The organism is Bacteroides sp. OM05-10AA (assembly GCF_003439055.1).
Lineage (GTDB): Bacteria > Bacteroidota > Bacteroidia > Bacteroidales > Bacteroidaceae > Bacteroides > Bacteroides intestinigallinarum.
In genome coordinates this window covers 12,971-35,911 of record NZ_QSUR01000021.1, presented here as the reverse complement: position 1 = coordinate 35,911, position 22,941 = coordinate 12,971, and the positions used below count along the sequence as shown (strand labels likewise).

General features: G+C 39.3%; 22 protein-coding genes. 13 read left to right on the top strand and 9 right to left on the bottom strand.

Features of this window, described 5'->3' with window-relative positions:
* Positions 1–15: 15 nt before the first annotated feature.
* A complete protein-coding gene (gene aspT / locus DXB58_RS16575) occupies positions 16–1,710 on the bottom strand; it encodes an aspartate-alanine antiporter (RefSeq protein WP_122137593.1) in 1,695 nt (564 codons plus the stop codon).
* Between the two features lie 168 nt (positions 1,711–1,878).
* On the opposite strand from aspT, the gene DXB58_RS16570 reads away from it, so the two are divergent.
* On the top strand, positions 1,879–3,546 hold the full coding sequence (locus DXB58_RS16570) for a formate--tetrahydrofolate ligase (RefSeq protein WP_122137592.1): 1,668 nt from the start codon (positions 1,879–1,881) through the stop codon (positions 3,544–3,546).
* A gap of 336 nt (positions 3,547–3,882) precedes the next feature.
* On the opposite strand, the gene glyA is transcribed toward DXB58_RS16570, so the two are convergent.
* The 8 genes from glyA to DXB58_RS16530 form a co-directional block, all read right to left on the bottom strand.
* Positions 3,883–5,163: a serine hydroxymethyltransferase gene (gene glyA / locus DXB58_RS16565; RefSeq protein ID WP_122137591.1), complete on the bottom strand. Its 1,281-nt coding sequence runs from the start codon at positions 5,161–5,163 to the stop codon at positions 3,883–3,885.
* A 175-nt stretch (positions 5,164–5,338) separates the two neighbouring features.
* A complete protein-coding gene (locus DXB58_RS16560) occupies positions 5,339–6,076 on the bottom strand; it encodes a porin family protein (protein WP_122137590.1) in 738 nt (245 codons plus the stop codon).
* Between the two features lie 16 nt (positions 6,077–6,092).
* Entirely contained in the window at positions 6,093–6,662 is a 570-nt protein-coding gene (locus DXB58_RS16555) for a flavin reductase family protein (RefSeq protein WP_122137589.1), read from the bottom strand.
* Positions 6,663–6,793: 131 nt separating this feature from the next.
* On the bottom strand, positions 6,794–7,255 hold the full coding sequence (gene pyrI / locus DXB58_RS16550) for an aspartate carbamoyltransferase regulatory subunit (protein WP_122137588.1): 462 nt from the start codon (positions 7,253–7,255) through the stop codon (positions 6,794–6,796).
* Positions 7,252–8,193: an aspartate carbamoyltransferase gene (gene pyrB / locus DXB58_RS16545; protein ID WP_122137587.1), complete on the bottom strand. Its 942-nt coding sequence runs from the start codon at positions 8,191–8,193 to the stop codon at positions 7,252–7,254. The genes pyrI and pyrB overlap by 4 nt, the downstream gene beginning before the upstream one ends.
* Before the next feature lie 112 nt (positions 8,194–8,305).
* A complete protein-coding gene (locus tag DXB58_RS16540) occupies positions 8,306–9,085 on the bottom strand; it encodes a DUF4373 domain-containing protein (RefSeq protein ID WP_032843513.1) in 780 nt (259 codons plus the stop codon).
* Between the two features lie 23 nt (positions 9,086–9,108).
* Positions 9,109–9,453: an SH3 beta-barrel fold-containing protein gene (locus DXB58_RS16535; RefSeq protein ID WP_122137586.1), complete on the bottom strand. Its 345-nt coding sequence runs from the start codon at positions 9,451–9,453 to the stop codon at positions 9,109–9,111.
* A 229-nt stretch (positions 9,454–9,682) separates the two neighbouring features.
* A complete protein-coding gene (locus DXB58_RS16530; protein ID WP_122137585.1) occupies positions 9,683–10,093 on the bottom strand; it encodes a DUF4119 family protein in 411 nt (136 codons plus the stop codon).
* A 128-nt stretch (positions 10,094–10,221) separates the two neighbouring features.
* On the opposite strand from DXB58_RS16530, the gene DXB58_RS16525 reads away from it, so the two are divergent.
* From DXB58_RS16525 to DXB58_RS16465, 12 genes are all read left to right on the top strand, one after another.
* Entirely contained in the window at positions 10,222–11,172 is a 951-nt protein-coding gene (locus DXB58_RS16525) for a tyrosine-type DNA invertase cluster 3b (RefSeq protein WP_122137584.1), read from the top strand.
* 358 nt (positions 11,173–11,530) lie between these two features.
* Positions 11,531–12,097: a UpxY family transcription antiterminator gene (locus tag DXB58_RS16520; RefSeq protein ID WP_122137583.1), complete on the top strand. Its 567-nt coding sequence runs from the start codon at positions 11,531–11,533 to the stop codon at positions 12,095–12,097.
* A 72-nt stretch (positions 12,098–12,169) separates the two neighbouring features.
* Complete coding sequence (rfbA, locus tag DXB58_RS16515) at positions 12,170–13,057, top strand: glucose-1-phosphate thymidylyltransferase RfbA (RefSeq protein ID WP_122137582.1); 888 nt, start codon at positions 12,170–12,172, stop codon at positions 13,055–13,057.
* Positions 13,058–13,106: 49 nt separating this feature from the next.
* Entirely contained in the window at positions 13,107–13,676 is a 570-nt protein-coding gene (gene rfbC / locus DXB58_RS16510) for a dTDP-4-dehydrorhamnose 3,5-epimerase (RefSeq protein ID WP_122137581.1), read from the top strand.
* 5 nt (positions 13,677–13,681) lie between these two features.
* Positions 13,682–14,548 (top strand): dTDP-4-dehydrorhamnose reductase, encoded by an 867-nt coding sequence (gene rfbD / locus DXB58_RS16505; RefSeq protein WP_122137580.1) that lies wholly within the window; start codon positions 13,682–13,684, stop codon positions 14,546–14,548.
* A 7-nt stretch (positions 14,549–14,555) separates the two neighbouring features.
* The gene (locus DXB58_RS16500) at positions 14,556–15,674 is read left to right on the top strand and encodes a dTDP-glucose 4,6-dehydratase (protein ID WP_122137579.1); all 1,119 of its coding nucleotides are present in this window, start codon (positions 14,556–14,558) and stop codon (positions 15,672–15,674) included.
* A gap of 10 nt (positions 15,675–15,684) precedes the next feature.
* Entirely contained in the window at positions 15,685–16,902 is a 1,218-nt protein-coding gene (locus tag DXB58_RS16495) for a polysaccharide pyruvyl transferase family protein (protein WP_158571571.1), read from the top strand.
* Between the two features lie 15 nt (positions 16,903–16,917).
* On the top strand, positions 16,918–18,111 hold the full coding sequence (locus DXB58_RS16490) for a Coenzyme F420 hydrogenase/dehydrogenase, beta subunit C-terminal domain (protein ID WP_122137577.1): 1,194 nt from the start codon (positions 16,918–16,920) through the stop codon (positions 18,109–18,111).
* On the top strand, positions 18,104–19,603 hold the full coding sequence (locus DXB58_RS16485; RefSeq protein WP_122137576.1) for a lipopolysaccharide biosynthesis protein: 1,500 nt from the start codon (positions 18,104–18,106) through the stop codon (positions 19,601–19,603). Before DXB58_RS16490 ends, DXB58_RS16485 begins: the two co-directional genes overlap by 8 nt.
* On the top strand, positions 19,600–20,298 hold the full coding sequence (locus DXB58_RS16480) for an acyltransferase family protein (RefSeq protein WP_122137575.1): 699 nt from the start codon (positions 19,600–19,602) through the stop codon (positions 20,296–20,298). Before DXB58_RS16485 ends, DXB58_RS16480 begins: the two co-directional genes overlap by 4 nt.
* Before the next feature lie 540 nt (positions 20,299–20,838).
* Entirely contained in the window at positions 20,839–21,966 is a 1,128-nt protein-coding gene (locus DXB58_RS16470; protein ID WP_147338735.1) for an O-antigen ligase, read from the top strand.
* Positions 21,956–22,876 carry a glycosyltransferase gene (locus DXB58_RS16465; RefSeq protein WP_122137572.1) on the top strand — a complete coding sequence of 307 codons (921 nt, stop codon included), beginning with the start codon at positions 21,956–21,958 and terminating at the stop codon, positions 22,874–22,876. Before DXB58_RS16470 ends, DXB58_RS16465 begins: the two co-directional genes overlap by 11 nt.
* Positions 22,877–22,941 lie beyond the last annotated feature (65 nt).

The following is a 22,941-nucleotide window of genomic DNA, read 5'->3' as shown; positions in this document are numbered from 1 at the left end:
TTTATTTAGTTAGTTTTACATAAGTAGTACGATGACAACTCCCCAGATAATCAGGAGTGTATTGCCGACTGCATACGTCACCGTATATCCCAATGCCGGTGTGTCGCTTTCCACTGCATCCTGAATAGCTCCCAACGCAGCTGTTGTAGTACGTGCTCCTGCCGTACATCCCAATGACAGGGCAGGGTGGAATTTGAACAGGTATCTCGCCATCAGCAATCCAGCGAGGAGAGGGATAGCCGTAGCCAATGCACCGACGATAAACAGGCTGACGCCTACTTCCTTGAATCCGGCAATGAAACTGGGACCTGCAGCGATACCGACCACTGCGATAAACATATTCAGCCCTACATTATTCAATACCCATAAAGAAGGTTCGGGAATACCTCCGAAAGTAGGATGCTTGCTGCGTAGCCAACCGAACAGAAGTCCGGCTATCAATGCGCCTCCACTGGTAGAAAGACTGATAGGAACACCTCCCAGATGAATAGCCAGTGCACCGAAAAGACCACCGAGCAAAATACCCAATCCAACGAAAATCATATCTGTCTGATTGGTAGGCCAGTCAATATAGCCCATTTGTTTGGCAGCACTTTCCACTTCATGTTTAAGACCGGTAAGTTCGAGAATGTCTCCCGAATCTACGATTGTCTTAGGTAATACCGGAACGTTGATTCCGGCACGCTTTATATTCCGGATGCTGACCCCGTGCATAAACTTCTGCGATCTGATTTTGGAAACTGTTTCTCCGGCAAAAGTCCGGTGGGTCACCATTACAGGAAGAGTTTCTGCCGGGAAGTCAAGTAATTGTGCATCGATCACTTCCGGACCTATCCAGTCTTCTTCTCCAATCACAAATTCACGGCGTCCGCTAAGTACCACTTCGTCGTTCTTGTGAAGAATCAGGTTCGGATCTACTTCCTTCACCATTCTTTTTTGACGAATCCGTTCTACAAACAGACGTTTGTCATTCTTGCATAAATAAGCTTCGAGTTCACTGACTTTCTTTCCTTTGCCAAACCATTCGTTGGTGATTTTATAAGCACGGAATACGACCGGACGAAGAGCTGGGGAAAATCCGGGTTCATCAGCTTCCGATGTTCCCATTTGAGCCTCCAGTTCCTTGCAGTCGGCTTTCACCTTATCCAGTCCCCCCAGCATCTTAGGGCCGAGAGAAGCCAGAATCCATGCCGAACCGGCCGTTCCGAAAATATAAGTTACGGCATAAGCTACCGGAATTGCATTGATGAACGTGGCTTTCTGTGCATCGCTGATTCCCAGCTGGTTGATCGTATCGCTTGCCACGCCGATAACGGCGGATATTGTTTGTGAGCCTGCCAACAGTCCGGCAGCTTCTCCTACATGATATCCCATGATTTTGGCCAATATCCACGGGGCTACCAGACTGACAATACACATCAATACGGCAAATCCTACTTGTGGCAGACCGTCTTTCTTCAATCCGCGGAAAAACTGCGGACCCACCTTATAGCCAACGGCAAATAAGAAAAGCAGAAAGAACACGGCTTTCATCGGACCATCTACAGTGATATTCAGTTGTCCGACCAATACTCCTACCAGAAGAACGCTGGTGACTGTCCCCAAGGAAAATTTTCCTATTTTGAGTCTGCCGAGCCAGAATCCGGCAAAAAGCGTAAGGAAAATAGCAAGTTCAGGATGTACCCTTAGTTGATTAATAATCCATTCCATAATTAAGTTGTTGTTTAGGTTATGCTATCTACAACAGTTGTTGTGTGGAAAGAGTTTATAGTGTTTATGATAAATAGAGATATAAATATCCGATAGACTTTAAATTTCTCTATTTCGCTTTTTTGTTATACTTTTGTTCATTCAAAAATAAAACTAATCATATTCTGTATGAAATCAGACATAGAAATTGCTCGCAGCATTGAGCTGAAGAAGATTAAGCAAGTTGCCGAAGGTATCGGAATCCCTCGCGAGGAAGTGGAGAATTATGGCCGCTACATTGCAAAGATCCCCGAACAACTGATTGATGAAGAGAAAGTGAAGAAAAGCAATCTTATTCTGGTAACTGCTATCACAGCAACCAAAGCGGGCATCGGCAAAACTACAGTATCTATCGGTCTCGCTTTGGGACTGAATAAAATTGGAAAAAATGCGATTGTCGCTCTTCGCGAGCCGTCTCTCGGTCCGTGTTTCGGGATGAAGGGGGGAGCAGCCGGTGGAGGATATGCACAAGTGCTTCCGATGGACAAGATTAACCTCCATTTCACTGGTGACTTTCATGCCATCACCTCTGCTCATAACATGATTGCCGCCTTGCTCGACAATTATCTCTACCAGAATCAGTCAAAAGGTTTCGGACTGAAAGAAATCCTTTGGCGGAGAGTGCTCGATGTGAACGACCGTTCATTGCGTAGCATCGTTGTCGGCCTCGGACCTAAATCCAACGGGATTACCCAGGAGTCCGGTTTCGATATCACTCCTGCTTCGGAAATCATGGCAATTCTTTGCCTTTCTAAAGATGTGAGTGATCTGCGTCGCCGTATTGAAAATATCCTGTTGGGCTTCACGTATGACGACCAACCTTTCACAGTGAAAGATTTGGGAGTGGCAGGAGCCATTACCGTGTTATTGAAAGATGCGATTCATCCTAATTTAGTGCAGACTACCGAAGGAACCGCTGCTTTTGTACATGGTGGTCCGTTTGCCAATATTGCCCATGGCTGTAACTCTATCCTTGCCACCAAATTGGCCATGTCTTTCGGTGATTATGTAATCACGGAAGCCGGGTTCGGTGCTGATCTCGGTGCGGAGAAGTTCTACAATATCAAATGTCGTAAGAGCGGGCTTCAACCTCGTCTCACGGTGATTGTCGCTACGGCACAAGGATTGAAGATGCATGGAGGCGTCAGTCTCGACCGTATCAAAGAGCCGAATATGGAAGGACTGAAAGAGGGATTGCGTAATCTCGACAAACACGTTCGTAACCTTCGCTCATTCGGTCAGACAATCATTGTAGCTTTCAATAAGTTTGCATCCGATACGGACGAAGAAATGGAATTGTTGCGCGAACATTGCGAACAGTTGGGAGTGGGCTTTGCCATCAACAATGCGTTCAGTGAAGGAGGAGAGGGAGCAGTAGATATGGCTCGCCTGGTGGTAGATACCATAGAGAACAATCCGTCGGAATCCTTACGCTACACTTATAAAGAAGAAGATAGCATACAGCAGAAGATCGAAAAGGTAGCTACTAATATTTACGGAGCCAGCGTTATTACCTATAGCAGTATCGCCCGCAGTCGTATCAAACTGATTGAGAAAATGGGAATCACTCATTATCCGGTTTGTATTGCTAAAACACAATATTCATTCTCTGCCGATCCGAAGATTTATGGTGCGGTAAACAACTTCGAGTTCCATATTAAAGATATTGTTATCAATAACGGAGCTGAAATGATTGTAGCCATTGCCGGAGAAATTCTTCGTATGCCGGGATTACCCAAGGAACCGCAAGCATTATACATCGATATTGTGGATGGAGAAATAGAAGGATTGAGTTAATATATCCTCAAGAAAAAAATATTCCGGTATGATGTGTCGGTAAAATAAATCCCCGTCTTTCCCTATAAAATAAAATGTGGAAAGACGGGGATGGCTGTATATAGAGTCCAGTGCGCTTCTATTTTCTCTTCTTGCACACTGTACGGTTGAATTCGTCCTTGTTGTAAGTGATATATAACATCATATATTTCTTTTATAGTAAGAAAAACGAAATTCCGGACAGATGGTTCGGATAGGATTGTTAATAAATAAAAAAGTCTGCTCCTTTTACGAGGAGCAGACCTTAAATGGGAAATAAAGCTGCCAGTTTGTAGCTATTAGCTTTGAAATTGTTTTTTAATAAGCAAAAAGAGGATATTTCTTCATTGTCTCATTGACACGTGCACGTACTTTTGCAATAACTTCTTCATTTTCTACGTTAGACAATACAGTCTCGATCATTTCGGCAATTTCGAGCATCAAGTCTTCTTTTGCACCACGGGTAGTGATAGCAGGAGTACCCAAACGGATACCGGAAGTCTGGAAAGCCGAACGGCTGTCGAACGGAACCATGTTTTTGTTAACGGTAATATCAGCAGAAACCAATGCTTTTTCTGCCACTTTACCTGTCAGTTCAGGATATTTGCTACGCAGGTCGACCAACATAGAGTGGTTGTCTGTACCACCGGAAACGATAGTAAAGCCACGGTCGATCAAAGCCTGTGCAAGTACAGCAGCGTTCTTTTGTACTTGTTTAGCATATTCCTTAAATTCAGGTTGCAGGATTTCACCGAAAGCAACTGCTTTAGCAGCAATTACATGTTCCAACGGTCCACCTTGAACCCCTGGGAATACGGCAGAATCCAGTAATTGAGACATCATCTTGATCTCACCTTTCGGAGTGGTCTTACCCCACGGATTGGGGAAATCCTTACCCATCATGATGACACCACCACGAGGTCCGCGAAGTGTTTTATGTGTAGTAGAAGTGACGATATGTGCATATTTAACCGGATTTTCGAGCACTCCGGCAGCGATCAGACCGGCAGGGTGAGCCATGTCGATCATCAGGATAGCGCCTACTTTGTCAGCGATTTCACGCATACGTTTGTAATCCCATTCACGGGAGTATGCAGAACCACCACCGATAATCATTTTCGGTTTCTCACGCAGAGCGACTTCTTCCATCTGGTCGTAGTCAACGCGTCCGGTTTCCTGATTCAGGTTATATTCGCAAGGAGTATAGATGATACCGGAGGTGTTTACCAGTGAACCATGAGAAAGGTGTCCGCCGTGTGCAAGATTTAATCCCATGAATTTGTCGCCCGGATTCAGAACTGCGAGGAAGACAGCGGCATTAGCTTGTGCTCCCGAGTGTGGCTGTACGTTTGCCCATTCAGCGCCAAAAATTTCTTTCAGGCGGTCGATAGCGATTTGTTCGCTTTGGTCTACTACTTCGCAACCTCCGTAGTAACGTTTGCCGGGATAACCTTCTGCGTACTTGTTAGTCAGACAAGAACCCATTGCCTGCATAACCTGGTCACTCACAAAATTTTCTGATGCAATAAGTTCGATTCCTTTCAACTGACGTTGATGCTCTTTTTCGATAATGTCGAAAATGATGTCGTCTCTTTTCATTCTTTTATAAGTAAGATTAAATTTCTAATTCGAGATACCTATTTTAAGCGCACAAAGTTAATGAAATCAAAGGATAATTGACAATTGCCTCCTGACAATTGACAATCTTTAAACATTCAACCCTTTGAACCGCCACTCTTTATTTTTCAATTCTCAATTTTCAACTCTCAATTTCTTAAAGAATGAATCCCAGCGAAAAACTTAATGCGCTGTCGCGGCGACGGAAAATAATATTGCTCACCCCCGTACTTCCGTCAGAATTGATGTTGTCGTAAATGATGGACTTGGAGATGTTTCCGAGGCCTTGCTCGTAGCGGAAATCGAAGAAGATACGGGAGATGTTGACGCCTACGCCGATCACTGCACTGACATTGAACGGATACAGCCTTTCATGAATCCCCTTCTGGTCGAAATTCTTAAAAGTGATTTCATTGTGCTTTCCCCATAAATAGCGAAGTTTGGGACCTACGAAGATAGACATTCCATAAGGTCCTTTTTTCACCACATTATAACCATATAATATGGGAAAATCGATACTGTGCAGCACAGATTGCACCGAAGCATAATCAGGTTCGATGGCAGGATGCTGCGAACCGAGCTTATCGAAAGTGATTTCACATTTGCTTACATTATAGGACACTTCCGGCTGAATGAAATGCTTCTTCATATTGATGCGCATAAAGAGGGCGCCGAAATAACCTATCTTATAGTTGTTCTGCACCTCATCGATAGTCACATCCTTAATTTTCAGTTCAGACACCATGAACATGGAAGAGTTGAATCCCGCCTTGATACCGATATTTATTTTTCTTGTATTGGGGCGGTCCACTCTATCTGCATTATAATTCTGACCGACAGCCGTGCAGGCTATGGCTAACAAACCGGGAAGAATGAATTTACGCAGCATATTCATGGCAATATCGCACTTTTTATGATTTCTTCTTTTCTACACTCCAACCGAACTTACCGATTTTCTCTCCCAGATTATAATATCCTCCGTGCACATATACCAGCGGATTGGCTTCTGCCAGTTCCAGCTTTCCGGTTTCCGGATTCAGGTTCCGGTCGTCCGCACGGACATTTACCACGTCAGCGATAAACATATCGTGTGAGCCGAGAGAGATGATTTCTTTCACACGGCATTCAATGCAAAGAGGAGATTCTTCAATCAACGGAGCACTGACCACCGTACACTGTCCGGGTGTCAGCTTCATCTCATCAAATTTATGATAATCACGTCCCGAACGAACTCCGCACCAGTCGGTGGCAAAAGCCATATCTTTCGTTGTCAGGTTGATGACAAACTCCATGTTTCTTTTGATAATGTCATAAGAATGGCGTTCCGGACGTACGGATATATAACACATGGGCGGGTTTGTACAAATCGTACCCGTCCATGCTACTGTGATAATATTATATTCGCTTTCATCTTTTCCGCAGCTCACCAGTACAGCCGGCAGCGGATAAATCATCGTTCCTGGTTTCCAGTCCTGTTTCATACTACTTATATCTTTTTTCACCACAGAGGACACAGAGGACACAGAGTTTTATTTCTTTGAAAAAAAAGTTTTTTTACTCTCTGTACCTCAATATACTCTGTGTCCTCTGTGTCCTCTGTGGTGAATAGGAGTTAGAGGATTGTAATCTCTTCACGTTTCTGCTCTTTCTCGCAATAATGACATTTAACGATGCAATTATCCTTATCTATCACATGAAAGATAGTGGCCATCGGTTCGTTGTTGGTGATACATTTCGGATTGGCACATTTCACGATGCCACGAAGTTCATCCGGCATTTTCACCTCTTTCTTTTCCACTACTTCGTAATCGCGGATGATATTCAGCTTGACGTGTGGGGCAACTACTGAAATACGGTTGATCTCTTCGTCGCAGAAGAATTTATCTGCAATTTTGATGATCCCCTTTTTACTCAGCTTCTTGCTGTCGAGGTTGAATCCGATAGTGATATTGCTGGTCATCTGTTCCACACCGAGCAGTTGCACTACGGTAAAGAGCTTTTCGGATGGGATATGGTCAATCACTGTCCCGTTTTTCAGGGCAGCTACTTGCAATTCTTGTTTATTTTCGCTCATAATAAAATATCGTTTTTAACGTCATCTAATGTGATACCTAATACATCGCAAAGGATTGCTTCGCGGGCATACAGACCGTTTTGTGCCTGTTGGAAATAATATGCTTTCGGGTTGTCATCCACATCGTAAGCAATTTCGTTGACGCGGGGAAGCGGGTGCAGGATACGCAGGTTCGGACGTGTGTTCTCCAGCATTTTGTTACGGAGAATATATACATTCTTCACCCGTTCATATTCCATCAAATCGGTGAAACGTTCGCGTTGCACACGGGTCATATACAGAATATCAGCATCAGCGATAATCTCTTCGTTAAATTCCGTATGTTCAACGTATTTTATTTGGTGAGTTTTACAGTAAAGTTTGTATTCCTCCGGCATTTTCAGCTCTTCGGGAGCGATGAAATGGAAAGTCGGATTAAAGTGTCGCATCGCCATCAGCAATGAATGTACGGTGCGACCGTATTTCAAGTCACCCACCAGGAAAATGTTCAGATTTTCCAGCGTACCTTGTGTCTTGTAGATAGAGTAGAGGTCGAGCATCGTTTGCGACGGGTGCTGGTTGGCTCCGTCACCTGCGTTGACAATAGGCACCGGGGCTACTTCGCTGGCATACCGTGCAGCTCCTTCGAGATGATGTCGCATGACGATAATATCTGCATAGTTGCTCACCATCATGATCGTGTCTTTAAGTGTTTCCCCTTTGGCAGAGCTGGTAGCTTTGGGGTCAGAGAATCCGATTACTCGTGCACCGAGACGGTTGGCAGCTGTTTCAAAACTCAAGCGGGTACGGGTGGAAGGTTCAAAGAACAGGGTTGCTACAACCTTTCCTTGTAATAACCGGCGATTGGGGTTCATTTCAAACTGCTTCGCCATTTCGAGCATGTAGAGGATTTTTTCTTTAGAATGTTCGGCAATGGTTACTAAACTTCTGTTTTCCATTTTGTTATCTTTTATGTGGATAGAACTTGTTTTACCGGAGCGTAAAGGTACGAAGAATTTGTGAAAAGCACAGATTTTTCGTACCTTTTTTATCAGCTTTTAATCAGTCGGTTTATTTCCGTCCGCCGGCTAACGCTGCAATGATATATTTCCCCGGTGCTCCGATTTTGCTCCAGGTCGTATTGGAGAGCAGTTTCCACACCTGGGTGCCTTTCCTGCCATAGTCCGATAACCGCAGAATCGTCTGTTTCTCTTTCTGGTCAGTCACTTTATGGTTGTCCAGACTCTCCATCAATCCTGCGATGTTGTGTGTAGCCAGATTGTAGGCATACCCCGGAATCTCAATCGAAACAACGTTGGTTTCTTCTTCTTCATGATTTAGTTTAGTTTCCTTTAGTTTAGTTTGTCGGAAAATGTCTGCATTTTCTTGACTCACCTCCTCTTGAGTTTCAAAAATGTCTGCATTTTCCGCGTTCAACTCTTCTTTTTGCATCCCTTTTTTCTTCTTGGTCTCTAATAGATAAGGTAGTTGGGAGAAATCTATTTTCCTCCGTGTAGTGGCTTCGAACCACACCCTTTGAATCTGTTCCGAAGTGAGTATGCCGTATTTTTCGTAGGTTTCTTTATGGAAAAATCCTTTCTCCAATAACAGGTCGACAATCTTTTCCATCATGTCCTCTTTGATCCCGCCGCCCACTTTACGGACGAAAATCAGGTTTTGTTCCTTTCCCCAAGAGATATAATATCCCTCTTTATATATTTTACAAAGCAATCGCATGACAATGTAAGAAGCTAATACTCCAAACTTAGCTTCTAATAGTTCCATCACTTCTTCGTCAAAGAAGTTTGCCGGTGTCGGAAAATAAGGTATCCCTTTATTAATCATATTCATTGTTCAATATATTTTAATCTAACTTATACAATAGCTCTCCACTCCATCAGGTTCCCGATCATAAATCTTCTCCATCCTTTTTGTTCTTCACTCCAATAGAGAATAGACTCTTGTTTTGCTGTGATATTGAATTCTCTATGGAAGAATTTTTCATATCCTACCAGTGTTCCTCTTTCCAGACAAAACGTGCCATCCTGCTTGTAAAAAGCTATCACTACATTTCCATACAACATGCGATCTATTAGTTTAATGCACTCTTGTACAATTCTCTCCGCACATTTATCCGAAATCCCCTTTTCAGCAGTAATACGTTTTTTCCATACTAATTTGCAAATTTCTAACTTGCTCTTCCTGATTCTTTGTCTCATTTTCTTCTGTTTTTAGTTTTGAAAAATAAATTTCTGTTTGAGCGTAAATCTCCCCTTTCAGATAGTGACGCTATGCTATTGTCATAGCGTTACTATCCTCTCATTATAGTGACACTATAACAATAGTATACCGTCACTATTTTTTCAAGAGAAATACTTTTTGTTTTTCGACCGGTTGAAAACGGCGGCGAAGGTAAGCCTTATATTTCAACTGTCCCATTATTTTTTCTTAGTACTTGCTTTTGACCTTTTCAGCCTGTTTCCTTTTTTCCTCTTTTTCTTTCATGTATTCTTTTTCGACAGGTTTTTTCAATGCCGCCAATTCAGCATGTATACTGCTAAATTCCATCAACTTATAGCCATCGTGTTTGTGAATGTATAATACTTTTTGGTCATAGATATATTGGGCCATATTTATCAACTTTTTTTTCTTGGGATGGCGGAAATGTCCATCGATAAAGATTTTTAAATACATGGTGAGATAAAGGCGGATATCTCCATCGATTGCTATTCTGTTATCCAGCTCTTCTTCACTGATGATTTCTTCCTTTGAATGTCTTCCGGGGGCTTTTCCCACTGTTTGAACATTTCTTTTTGCTTTGTCGCTTTTACTACCTTTTTTAGTTTTTTTACTGCTCATAATTAATTAATTTTTGCAATATTAATGAATGTTAATTAGAAAATAATATCTGGAAAGCAGAATTAAACGTGCAAAAAGATTTGTTCTTTTGTCGCTTGCCAAATAGTATATATATAAAATAACTAGTGATGCAAATGATGAATAAAAATGGATTTAGTCGATGTGGTGAGAACTACATCAATCGTTTACGAAAGGAGGGGCGCTATTCTACAGCGCATGTCTATAAGAATGCCCTTTATTCTTTCAGTAAGTTTTGCGGTACGTTGAACATGTCGTTCAGACAGGTCACCAAAGAACGTTTACGACGCTATGGTCAGTATCTTTATGAGTGTGGTTTGAAGCCCAATACGATTTCTACGTATATGCGTATGCTTCGTAGCATTTACAATCGGGGAGTGGAAGCGGGTAGTGCTCCTTGTGTTCCCCGATTATTTCATGATGTCTATACAGGCGTGGATGTCCGGCAAAAGAAAGCTTTGCCTGCCGGTGAATTGCACAAACTTCTGTATGAGGATCCCAAATCGGAGCGTTTACGTCGCACACAAACTATTGCCGCCCTGATGTTCCAGTTTTGTGGAATGTCATTTGCTGATTTAGCACATTTGGAAAAATCAGCTTTAGATCAGAGTGTGTTGCGCTATAATCGAATCAAGACGAAAACTCCTATGAGCGTAGAAGTATTGGATACCGCTAGGGGAATGATAAATCAACTCCGGAGTAATTTGGAGCCCATTTCCGATTGTCCGGACTATCTATTTGATATACTTTGTAATAACAAGAAACGCAAAGATGAAAGAGCATATCGTGAATATCAGTCTGCTCTTCGGAATTTTAATAATCGTTTGAAAGATTTGGCGAGAGTTTTACGGTTGAAATCTCCGGTTTCTTCTTATACACTGCGCCATTCTTGGGCAACGACAGCGAAGTATCGTGGAGTGCCAATTGAAATGATCAGTGAATCATTGGGGCATAAATCTATAAAAACGACACAAATCTATTTAAAAGGTTTTGAACTCAAAGAACGTACAGAGGTAAATAAAGGGAATTTATCTTACATTAGAAACTATCGTTTAGGTTGATGGTTAACGATAAAGTATTAGAAATCAAGGGCGAAATGTTTCTGTTACTTCTTAGGTAACGGATAATTATTCGGTGCAAAGATATGCAAAAATACAAATAGTAAACAAGTAAAATCTTCTTTTTTTTTCTGATTTGTTGAAATATGCAACAAAAATATATCAGGACATGATGATTCTGTTTGATCATGCCTGAAATTCCTGTACTCTGTTTCCAAAGATGCTTTTCCCTTCGCATAGGTTAGAAAAACATCCTTGTAGGCAGTTCCTGTCCATGTTTTTCTGCTTTCATCTGTTTTTCTGTGAATGAGTACCTTATCCGTTACCTAAGAAGTAACGGAAACTTAAGGGGTAAAAAAGTATGATTCTAACGAAAGAAACTTTAAGTGCTGGGCCTAAAATTGGGACAGGGGAAGGCGTAGCACACTCTAAACGCTGGTATGTTGCTCTGGTCCGTATGCATCATGAGAAGAAGGTAGCCGAACGTTTAGACAAAATGGGGATTGAAAATTTTGTACCGGTCCAGCAAGAAGTACATCAATGGAGCGACCGCCGTAAAGTGGTTGAGTCCGTGTTGCTTCCCATGATGGTTTTTGTACATGCTGATCCTAAAGAACGTAAAGAGGTTCTTTCCTTTTCTACCGTTAGTCGGTATATGGTAATGCGTGGTGAGAGCAGTCCGACTATCATTCCTGATGAACAAATGGCCCGTTTCCGTTTTATGCTTGACTATTCTGAAGAGACAATCTGTATGAATAGTGCTCCTTTGGCACGTGGTGAAAAGGTACGTGTTGTTAAAGGTCCTTTGACTGGACTTGTAGGAGAACTTGTTACAGTAGATGGCAGAAGCAAGATTGCTGTCCGGTTAAATATGCTGGGGTGTGCTTGTGCGGATATGCCGGTTGGGTATGTGGAACTGTTTAAATAAACACAGAATAAAAGCTACTTTGTGTCCATCTCAAAACAGCTTACTTATTTTCTAAAATTGAAATAAGCTTTTATGAAAGGAATAGTTTTAGCTGGTGGTTCAGGCACTCGTCTGTATCCTATCACCAAAGGAGTGAGTAAGCAGTTGCTTCCTGTCTTTGACAAACCCATGATTTATTATCCGATTTCAGTCCTTATGTTGGCTGGAATCCGTGAGATCCTGATTATTTCCACTCCTTATGATCTTCCGGGATTCAAGCGTCTTTTAGGTGATGGATCCGACTATGGAGTACGGTTTGAGTATGCCGAACAACCCTCTCCGGACGGTCTGGCACAAGCCTTTATTATCGGTGAAGACTTCATCGGCAATAATTCCGTCTGCTTGGTATTAGGTGATAATATCTTCTATGGCCAAAGCTTTACCCGCATGTTGCAGGAGGCTGTCCGTACAGTCGAGGAGGAGCAGAAAGCAACCGTATTCGGTTATTGGGTTGCCGATCCCGAACGTTATGGAGTTGCTGACTTTGACAAGGATGGAAATGTTTTGAGTATCGAAGAAAAACCAGAAAACCCAAAATCTAACTACGCTGTAGTGGGACTCTATTTCTACCCCAATAAAGTGGTGGATGTAGCCAAACATATACAACCTTCTCCCCGTGGAGAGTTAGAAATCACTACCGTTAATCAGGAATTTCTCAATGACCACCAATTAAAGGTCCAACTATTAGGCCGTGGTTTTGCCTGGCTTGATACCGGCACGCACGATTCTCTTTCCGAAGCCAGCACTTTTATTGAAGTGATTGAAAAACGTCAGGGATTGAAAGTCGCGTGTCTTGAAGGTATTGCCCTGCGTCATGGCTGGATAACAGCGGATAAAATGCGTGAACTGGCCAAGCCCATGCTAAAGAACCAATATGGCCAGTACCTTTTAAAAGTAATAAATGAACTGGGACTGGAATAATGCCATCTTCCTTTCCGGTAATCTAAATAACTAATAAACACTAATCACAGTGGAAATAATCAAAACTGCTATTGAGGGCGTTGTCATCATTGAACCCCGGCTTTTTAAAGATGACCGTGGTTACTTTTTCGAATCCTTCTCTCAACGTGAATTTACAGAAAAGGTTCGTAAGGTAGATTTTGTCCAGGATAATGAAAGCAAATCCAGCTATGGTGTTTTACGTGGTCTTCATTTTCAGAAACCACCTTATGCCCAGAGTAAACTGGTACGTGTCATTAAAGGCTCTGTCCTTGATGTAGCTGTCGATATCCGTAAAGGCTCACCAACATTTGGAGAGCATGTATCAGTGGAATTGACTGAAGAAAACCACCGTCAGTTCTTTATTCCGCGTGGATTCGCCCATGGCTTTGTTGTCCTGACGGAAGAGGTTATCTTTCAGTATAAATGTGACAACTTCTATGCTCCTCAATGTGAAGGTGCCCTGGCTTGGGATGATCCCGCATTGGAAATCGACTGGAAGGTTCCTGCTGATAAAATAATCCTTTCCGGGAAAGACCAACATCACGAACGTCTGGAAGAAGCCGGCTGGCTATTTGATTATAACGAAAATCTGTATTAAGCTCAATGAATATTCTAGTGACAGGAGCTAACGGTCAGCTTGGCAATGAGATGCGCCGTGTGTCGTCAACCAGCTCCAACCAATATATTTTTACCGATGTGGCAGAGTTGGATATAACCAGTCGTGATTCTATCCGTAAAATGGTCAATGACAACCAAATTCATGTCATCGTTAATTGTGCTGCCTATACCAATGTAGACAAGGCGGAAGACGATTTCGCGACTGCTGATTTATTGAATAATAAGGCAGTGGAGAATCTGGCTGTTGTAGCAAAAGAAACTGATGCTATCTTAATACATGTCTCTACTGATTATGTTTTTCAGGGAGACAGAAATGTCCCTTGTCGGGAAGATTGGGAAACTAATCCTTTGGGTGTGTATGGTAAAACGAAGCTGGCCGGTGAGCATAGCATACAAGAGACCGGCTGTCATTATCTTATCTTTCGTACCGCCTGGCTTTATTCCCCTTATGGGAAGAACTTCGTAAAAACGATGCGACAACTCACAGCTGATAAAGATACCCTGAAAGTAGTCTTTGACCAGGTTGGTACTCCCACTTATGCCGGAGATTTAGCATCTGTTATCTATCAAGTGATTGAGGAGAATCAACTCTATAAAGAAGGCATCTACCATTTTAGTAATGAAGGTGTGTGTGCATGGTATGACTTTGCGAAGGAAATCTGTGACTTGAGTGGCAATGTGTGCGATATTCAACCTTGTCACAGCGATGAATTTCCCAGTAAGGTAAAGCGTCCTCATTTTTCTGTACTGGATAAAACAAAGGTGAAATCTACTTTTGGAATCACTGTTCCTTATTGGAAAGACTCTCTACAGAAATGTATAAATGAATTAAAACAACAATCAGCTTATTAAAATAGACATGAATTTTGCACGAAATATACTGATTACAGGTGGAGCAGGCTTCATCGGATCGCACGTTGTACGTTTGTTCGTCAATAAATATCCTGAATATCATATTATCAATCTGGATAAACTGACTTATGCCGGTAATCTGGCTAATCTGAAAGATGTCGAAAATCAGCCTAATTATACCTTTGTAAAGGCTGATATTTGTGACTTTGATAAAATGTTGGAACTCTTCAAGCAGTATCGTATTGATGGAGTTATTCACCTGGCTGCTGAAAGTCATGTAGACCGTAGTATAAAAGATCCGTTTACATTTGCTCAAACGAATGTGATGGGGACTCTCTCTCTGCTCCAAGCTGCAAAACTGACTTGGGAGATGCTTCCTGAATGTTATGAAGGTAAGCGTTTTTATCATATTTCTACAGATGAGGTTTATGGTGCATTGGAATTAACTCATCCCGAAGGAATCGATTCAGACATCTCGGCGCATGAGGTCTACGGTGATGAATTCTTTAAGGAAACCACTAAGTATAATCCACATAGCCCTTATTCAGCGTCGAAGGCCGGTAGTGATCATTTTGTCCGTGCATTTCACGACACTTATGGAATGCCCACTGTGGTGACCAACTGCTCCAATAATTACGGCCCTTATCAGTTTCCCGAGAAATTGATTCCGCTATTTATCAATAACATTCGTCATCGTAAACCGTTGCCTGTATATGGCAAAGGAGAGAACGTTCGTGACTGGTTGTATGTAGTAGATCATGCACGAGCTATCGATGTTATTTTCCATTATGGTAAGATTTCGAGCACTTACAATATTGGAGGTTTCAATGAGTGGAAAAACATTGATATAATTAAGGTAATAATCAAAACGGTGGACAAGTTGCTTGGGTATCCGGAAGGATATTCTTTAGATTTAATTACTTATGTGACCGATCGCAAAGGACATGATTTGCGTTATGCCATAGATTCAACTAAACTGAAAAGCGAATTGGGTTGGGAACCTAGTTTACAGTTCGAAGAAGGAATTGAAGAGACAGTGAGATGGTACTTGGATAATCAGGAATGGATGGATAATATAACATCTGGAGAATACGAAAAGTATTATGAAGAGATGTATAATAAATGATATTATATCTATGAAAATAATCTTAGGAAATGCTCCAATTAAAAATGGGAATAGAGGATGCGTGGCATTAACTATTACTATAGCCTGTATGATTGATGAAATTATGAAGAAAGCCGGACTGTCTTACGAATTATATTTGTCAGATAGTCAATATGATGACCGAAACACACATGAGATATTAATAGATGATCGAAAAATAGAGTTTAAAGATTGTAGATATCCCATCGGCATATCTTTAAAGAATACGATAGGAACAATTATTAAAAATATAGTCAAAGGTAGTGATTTAAATATTTTTTTTAAAGCCGATTATATTTTGGATATTGGTCAAGGCGATTCATTTAGTGATATTTATGGATTTAGGCGATTCAACAGCATTGACCGAATACATCGAATTGCCAATTTTTTGAATATACCTTATTGTATATTACCTCAAACGATAGGACCATTTAAAAATTATAAGGTGGAGCATCGTGCTATAAAAAGCATTTCAAATGCTTCATACTGTATGGCGCGTGACAAGCAAAGTTATGATTATGTGGTTAGTAAGATACCTTCTCTGAAGTCTGTTAAAGAATATATTGATGTAGCATTTTTCCTGCCCTACCACAAGATAGAACAAGATTCATCTTTTATACATGTTGGAATCAATATTTCCGCATTACTTTGGCATGGCGGATATACTCGTAATAACCAGTTCGAGTTAAAATGTGATTATAAAAGACTAATTATTGATATTGTCGATTTTTTCTTAGGAATTGAGAATGTGCAGGTACATTTAATACCTCACGTTGTCGGAGCTGAAAGAACTATTGAAAATGATTATGGAATCAGCTACGACTTATGGAGGCAATACAATAATTCTAAGCTGAAACTTGCTCCTTTAGCTCTTGGTCCTGTAGAAATTAAGTCTTATATTGCCGGAATGGATTTCTTTGTCGGTGCCCGGATGCACGCCACAATCGGAGCTTTCTCATCTGGAGTTCCAGTGATTCCAATGGCTTACAGCAGAAAGTTTAATGGGCTGTTTGTTGGCACCTTAGATTATCCATACATTTGTGATATGAAAGAATCAGACCATGCAGAAATTGTAAGTGCTATAAGAGAATCTTTTCATTCGAGATTACAATTGAAAGAACTTATAGATGATAGAATGAATCATGTCGTGTCTGAAAAAAAGAATATGTTAATGAATGACTTAACAAATTTTTTTAAGATACGTAAATGAAAGGGGGAAAAAGGAATGAATACAGTACATGATATTATAAAGAATAGCTTATGTCTTGGATGTGGTTTATGTGAAGCACTAGATAAGGAAAACTGTAAGATGGTAATCAATCAAGAAGGCTTTTACGAACCTATATTCAGAGATCAGCATCGAATAGATCATAAAGTTATTACGAAAATATGTCCAGGTATCGTTGTTCATTCACAAATTACTAATCAATCCATCTGGGGAAATGTTAAGATCGTAGCAAATGCTTGGGCATCAGATTCTGAAATAAGAAAATCATCATCTTCAGGAGGTGTAACATCTGCACTAGCCATTTATTTGTTGGAAACAAAGAAAGTGGACGCAGTGCTTCATGTCGGCGTAGAGGAGGGAACTTACTTGTACAACAGGCTATATGAGAGTACAACAAAAGAAGATATATTGTCTAGAAACGCATCCAGATATGCTCCAGCAGCAATATTTAACAATATTATCGAATTGCTGGAATCCGAAAAAACTTATGCGTTTATTGGAAAACCTTGTGATATAGCCGCTATGCAAAATTTTATTAAAATCCATCCTGAATATAAGCAAAAGATAGCTTACTATTTAGCCATTTTTTGTGCCGGTATGCCCAGTTATCATGCGACCAAGAAAGCACTTTCTATGTTCCATAGAGATGAAGAGCCTTTATCATTGCGCTATCGCGGAGATGGCTGGCCGGGATATTTCAAAGCTACTTATACAAATGGAGAATCTGACCGAATGACATATAACGACAGTTGGGGAAAAATATTGGGAAGAGAATTGGGGTTCAGATGTAAAATCTGCCCTGATGGCATAGGCATGTTAGCCGATATATCTTCGGGAGATTCATGGAACACCAAAGATGGTTATCCGGATTTTACAGAAGGAGATGGAAAAAACTTTTGTTTTGTACGCACAGATAAAGGACGGCAATTGTTTGCGGAGGCAAAACGATTGGGCTATATTGGTATAGAGCCTTTAGATATCCAAAAAGTAACTAATATTCAAAAATATCAGTTTGATAGACGGCATTTGGTAGGCTGGAGAATCATGGCTGTTCAATTCATGACACAAGGCTTGTTAAGTTATACCGGATTAGGTTATTTGCATGCGGCAATGAAAGCAAATAAAATAAAGGCTGTACGAGAACTCGTTGGAACCATAAAAAGATTTAGGAAGCTAAGGAAGCATGGGTAGCACGAGTAAGATTACTAGTGGGGTATTATGGAGCTTGATTGTAAATCTGGTAAATTCAGTTTATGGATTTATATCCGTTCCTATACTGATTCATTACTTCGGAAAAACAGAATATGGGATCATTGGGTTAGCTATGTCTGTCAATGTTTATATGCAACTGATGGATATGGGATTTAATTCAACCAATATTAGATTCTTTTCAGTATGGTTGGCTAAGAAAAATCTTCAGAAGGCGAGTAAACTTTTTCAAACGAGTTTAGCCTTTTATGGAATTATTGGTATTCTTAATGGACTTATATTACTGGGTATATCTTTATTTTCGAAAGAAATATTTCGTCTCAATGCTGATCAGGATGAGATATTAAAGACTCTCTTTTATGTATTGATTATCAGTGCGATAATTAGTTGGTATTCTTCTTGTTTTGATCAATTGATAAAGGCAACAGAGAATGTAGCATGGATACAGAAAAGGACTTTGCTACCTAAGATCTTGCAAGTGATTGTTTTGTTTATAACAATATATGCAAAATTGAATATCTTCTGGTATTTCGCACTTACCACCTTTTCGATGTTTGCCATATTGCCTTTGTCTGTCAATAAGATATTAAAAGAAATACCGACTATCTCTTTCATACCTAAATTTGATAAAGAAACGTTCAAAGAAATATTACCCTATTGCTTAAATATATTCTCATTTAGTATTTTTCAATTCTCATTTTACAATCTACGTCCTGTCTTTTTGGGAATGCAAGGAAGTTTGGATTCGGTGGCAGACTATCGTGTACTAAATGGAATTATAGGAATAGTTTCGATGTTTGGGGGAATCTTTATGGGAGTGTTATTGCCTTCTACTTCAAAAATAGTTGCTCAAGGAAATACTGAAGCCTACTATAAAGTAGCCTATGATGGAACAAAGTATATTTCGATTGTGCTTTGTTTTTGCACATTCGGCATGATGACAGTGGGGAGTGAAGTGATAACTATGTATGTCGGAGAAAGCTTCTTATATTTAATTCCATGGTTTAATATTTGGCTACTTTGCACATTGGGGGTACATAATCAAGCCATTTCAAGTTTAATATTATCAGGTTCAGATATCAGAGCGATAACCTACAATACATCCATATCTTCCATTATCGGTTTGATAGTAGCCTGGTGCTTGATTCCATATTTTGAGATAGGAGGTGTTGTGATAGCATTTGCTATTTATATAATTGTTCAACTGTCATTTTACTATCTATATTATTGGCCTAAAAAAATGAATATTCAATCAGGTAGAGTATTTCTGCATTCATTTTTCCCATTTGTCATGATAGGTGTTGGTGCGACTGTACTGATTGACGATCTCCTCATTAACTTAGATGGAAAGATTGTTTCTTCTTTTTTTCTAAAAGGCATCCTTTTTACAATCATATACAGTATTGTTTGCTTTAGGTTTTTAAATAAAGAAGATAAAAAAATGCTATACTCAATACTGAAATTAAAAAAATGAAAGACAATTCTGTTTCAATAGCTAAAGGGATAGCCATTATTTTGATGGTTTTAGCCCATACGCGTTTTTCGGAATACGGTAACTATTGGATAAATATGTTTCACATGCCACTGTTCTTTTTCTTTGCCGGATATTGTTTTAAAGATAAATATCTTGAAATACCTTCTGATTTTGTCATAAAGAGGTTCAAAGGGTTATATAAACCATTTGTGAAATGGGGCTTGATATTTCTCGTCTTGCATAATTTATTTTTCTATCTCAACATTTACAATGACGAATTTGGATTTCGAGGAATTGTACAACATCTTTACACTTGGCAAGAGATGCTTAAAAAAGCAGTGTCTATTGTTACAAGGATGTCTGACACAGAACAACTTCTTGGTGGCTATTGGTTTCTCAAATCCTTGTTTTGGGGATCGTTGATTGCTTTTTTTATTATTTATAATGTTAAAGATATTAAATGGGGGGGGGGTAGCGTTGCTATGTATTACTATTCTTACATCAGTATTTCATCTTCATATACCCTATTTAGGCATTGGTGGAAGAGAACTTTTTGCTGCACTATTTTTTATTTCCGGATATTATTACCAAAAAGGTGTTTTTTGTATTCATCAGAGTTATTGGATTTTTCTAATAGGAATCGTTGTGGTTACATTGGGAGTAAACTTTTGGCAAGCAACACTTCTGAAATTTGATAGTTGGCAAGTGATACCTTATTATATTTCGGCTATTGTTGGATTATTAGCTGTGTTTTATTTAAGTGGAACTATAAACTCAAGAAAAAATATATTCAGTCAATGCATGATTTACATAGGCAATAATACATTGACAATTTTAACTTGGCATTTTCTGTCATTTAAGCTCGTAAGTTTATTCATTATATTTTATTATCATCTCCCCATTAAACGATTAGCCGAGTTCCCTGTAATTGAGGAATACTCGCGGACGGGATGGTTTATTCTCTATCTTATTATAGGTACAGTTGTGCCATTATTATTTACGAAGGTTACTAAATCATAATGTTGATATTTATTCAATTATTTGTCCTGTCCTTAGGTATATTAATGTTCAAGTTGAAACTTGAATATAAGATTGCTATATTCTTCTTCTCTGTAATTTGTTTAGATGCTGCAATAATTAGATTTATTCCTTTTGGTGGTGCCAAGTTCTTTTTGTCAATGTGCTTTATTGGTTCAGAATTACCTCGTATCAAAAGACGAATAAAACTATTAAAGATGAAGAAAGTATTCCCATTGGTATTGATGATGATACTGGCTACATTTGTGCTAGCTTTTAATAGTGCTCATTATCAAAGTTTTGTTCAGATTTTGAGATTAATAATCGTTGAATTACTAGCAAAATATTTTGTTATCTGTTATGCATTTATTGCTATTTCCAGTCCAAGGCAATTCAAACCGTCTTTTAGAGCAGCTTATGTTGCGTTACTCATTCTTACTGTTTTTGGTATTATTAATCTAATTACAAAATATGCTATATGGATTGATATAAATTACCAAGGTATAGAGGGAGGGACTTTGGGTGATTTAGGTAGAAAATTTGTAGAAGCTGATCGTTTTAGGGTACAGGCAATGTTTCAAAATCCATTTAATTATGGGTATATATGTATCTTAATGTCTTTATTCTTTTTATATGGATATTTGAATAAAATCATATTAAAGAGGCAATTCTATATAGCTCAATTTTGTTGTTTATTTGGTATTGTACTATGTGGTTGTAGAACCGTTGTTTTATGCTATATCATAGGATTGCTATTATTTGTTTATAATGCTTTTTCTTTAAAAAAATGGTTAGGGAAAGCTTTGGTAGTTGTAATCGTTATATTCCTTTCGCTTCCATTTATTCCTAATATTGATAAATATACTAGCCTTTTTGCCAACGCCTTTGACACATCTACTATTGCATACGGTAATGAAGTAGGAGGTAGTAGTATTGGAATGCGTATCGTTCAGTTTACTGCAGTTCTTTATCATATAAAAGATCATCTATTATTTGGTAGAGGAAAAGATTTTTTTGCTATTGATTTAGGTTTTGGAGAAGAGGGTATTAAAACATTGATTGATAAGGATCTACTCGGGCTGGAAAGTGTGTTGATGAATTTACTTCTAGAGAGAGGAATAGTCGGTGTATTGTTTTGGTGTTTTTTTTATGGAACATTGTTGTTCTGGGCTTTTAAATTGAGAAGATATGATAAATATACGTATTCTTTATACTTCTCATTGTTGATTGTGTATTTAACATTCTCAAATATGACAGGAGAATTAAATAGTGTATTTCCTACATTGCTATTAATAGGTGGATGCTTAAGAATTTTAAAAGAAAAGAGTATGACTTATGAAGTTTAGTATTCTAATCCCCGCATATAAGAAAGCATATTTGCAGGAATGCATAGACAGCATACTGCAACAAACTTATGAATGTTTCGAACTCATCATCGTTGATGATGAGTCACCGGAAGATCTATATTCCATCGTATCGTTATATTCCGACCCTCGCATCAAGTATTATCGGAATGAAAAGAACTGTGGAGCAACTAATGTGGTAGATAATTGGAATATTTGTCTTAGTTATGCCACTGGGGATTATGCTATATGTATGGGAGATGATGATAAACTCCTTCCTAATTGTTTGGAAGAGTATGTCAGGTTAATAGCAAAATATCCGGGTATCGGATTGCTTCATGGTTGGACGGAGATCATTGATGAGAATTCTACAGCCTATCAAAAAACAGTTCATAGATGTGAATATGAATCTGTCATTTCGCTCATTTGGCATAGATGGTATGCTTATAATCAACAGTTTATAGGTGATTTCTGCTTTGAAGCAGCATGGCTTCGCAAACAGGGAGGGTTCTATTTTCTACCTTTAGCTTGGGGATCTGATGATATTTCCGCTTTTATAGGTGCTTCAAAGAATGGAGTAGTCAATACACAAAGTATTGTATTTCAATATAGGCGTAATCCGTATACAATCAGTTCTACGGGGAATGTAGAGCTGAAACTAGAAGCAATTCTAAAGGAATATGAATGGTATAAGAAATTCTTGTGTCAAGTTCCCAATAATCAAGAAGATATTTTATATCATAGAGAGTTAGTAAGAAAGCTTGATGTCTATTTCCAAAAAAAAATGGGACATAACTTGTCAAATGCGCTCAAGAATTCTAAACTATTAGTATTTATATGGATGTTTAGGCGTCGTAAATATAATATCTCTTTTAAAGCATTTGTTTATGCTCTTTCTGAAGCATTTAAATAAGTATGAGTAATTTATACCGATAAATATTGCAAAATAATTTTTTGTATAGTAAGTGCTTACCTATC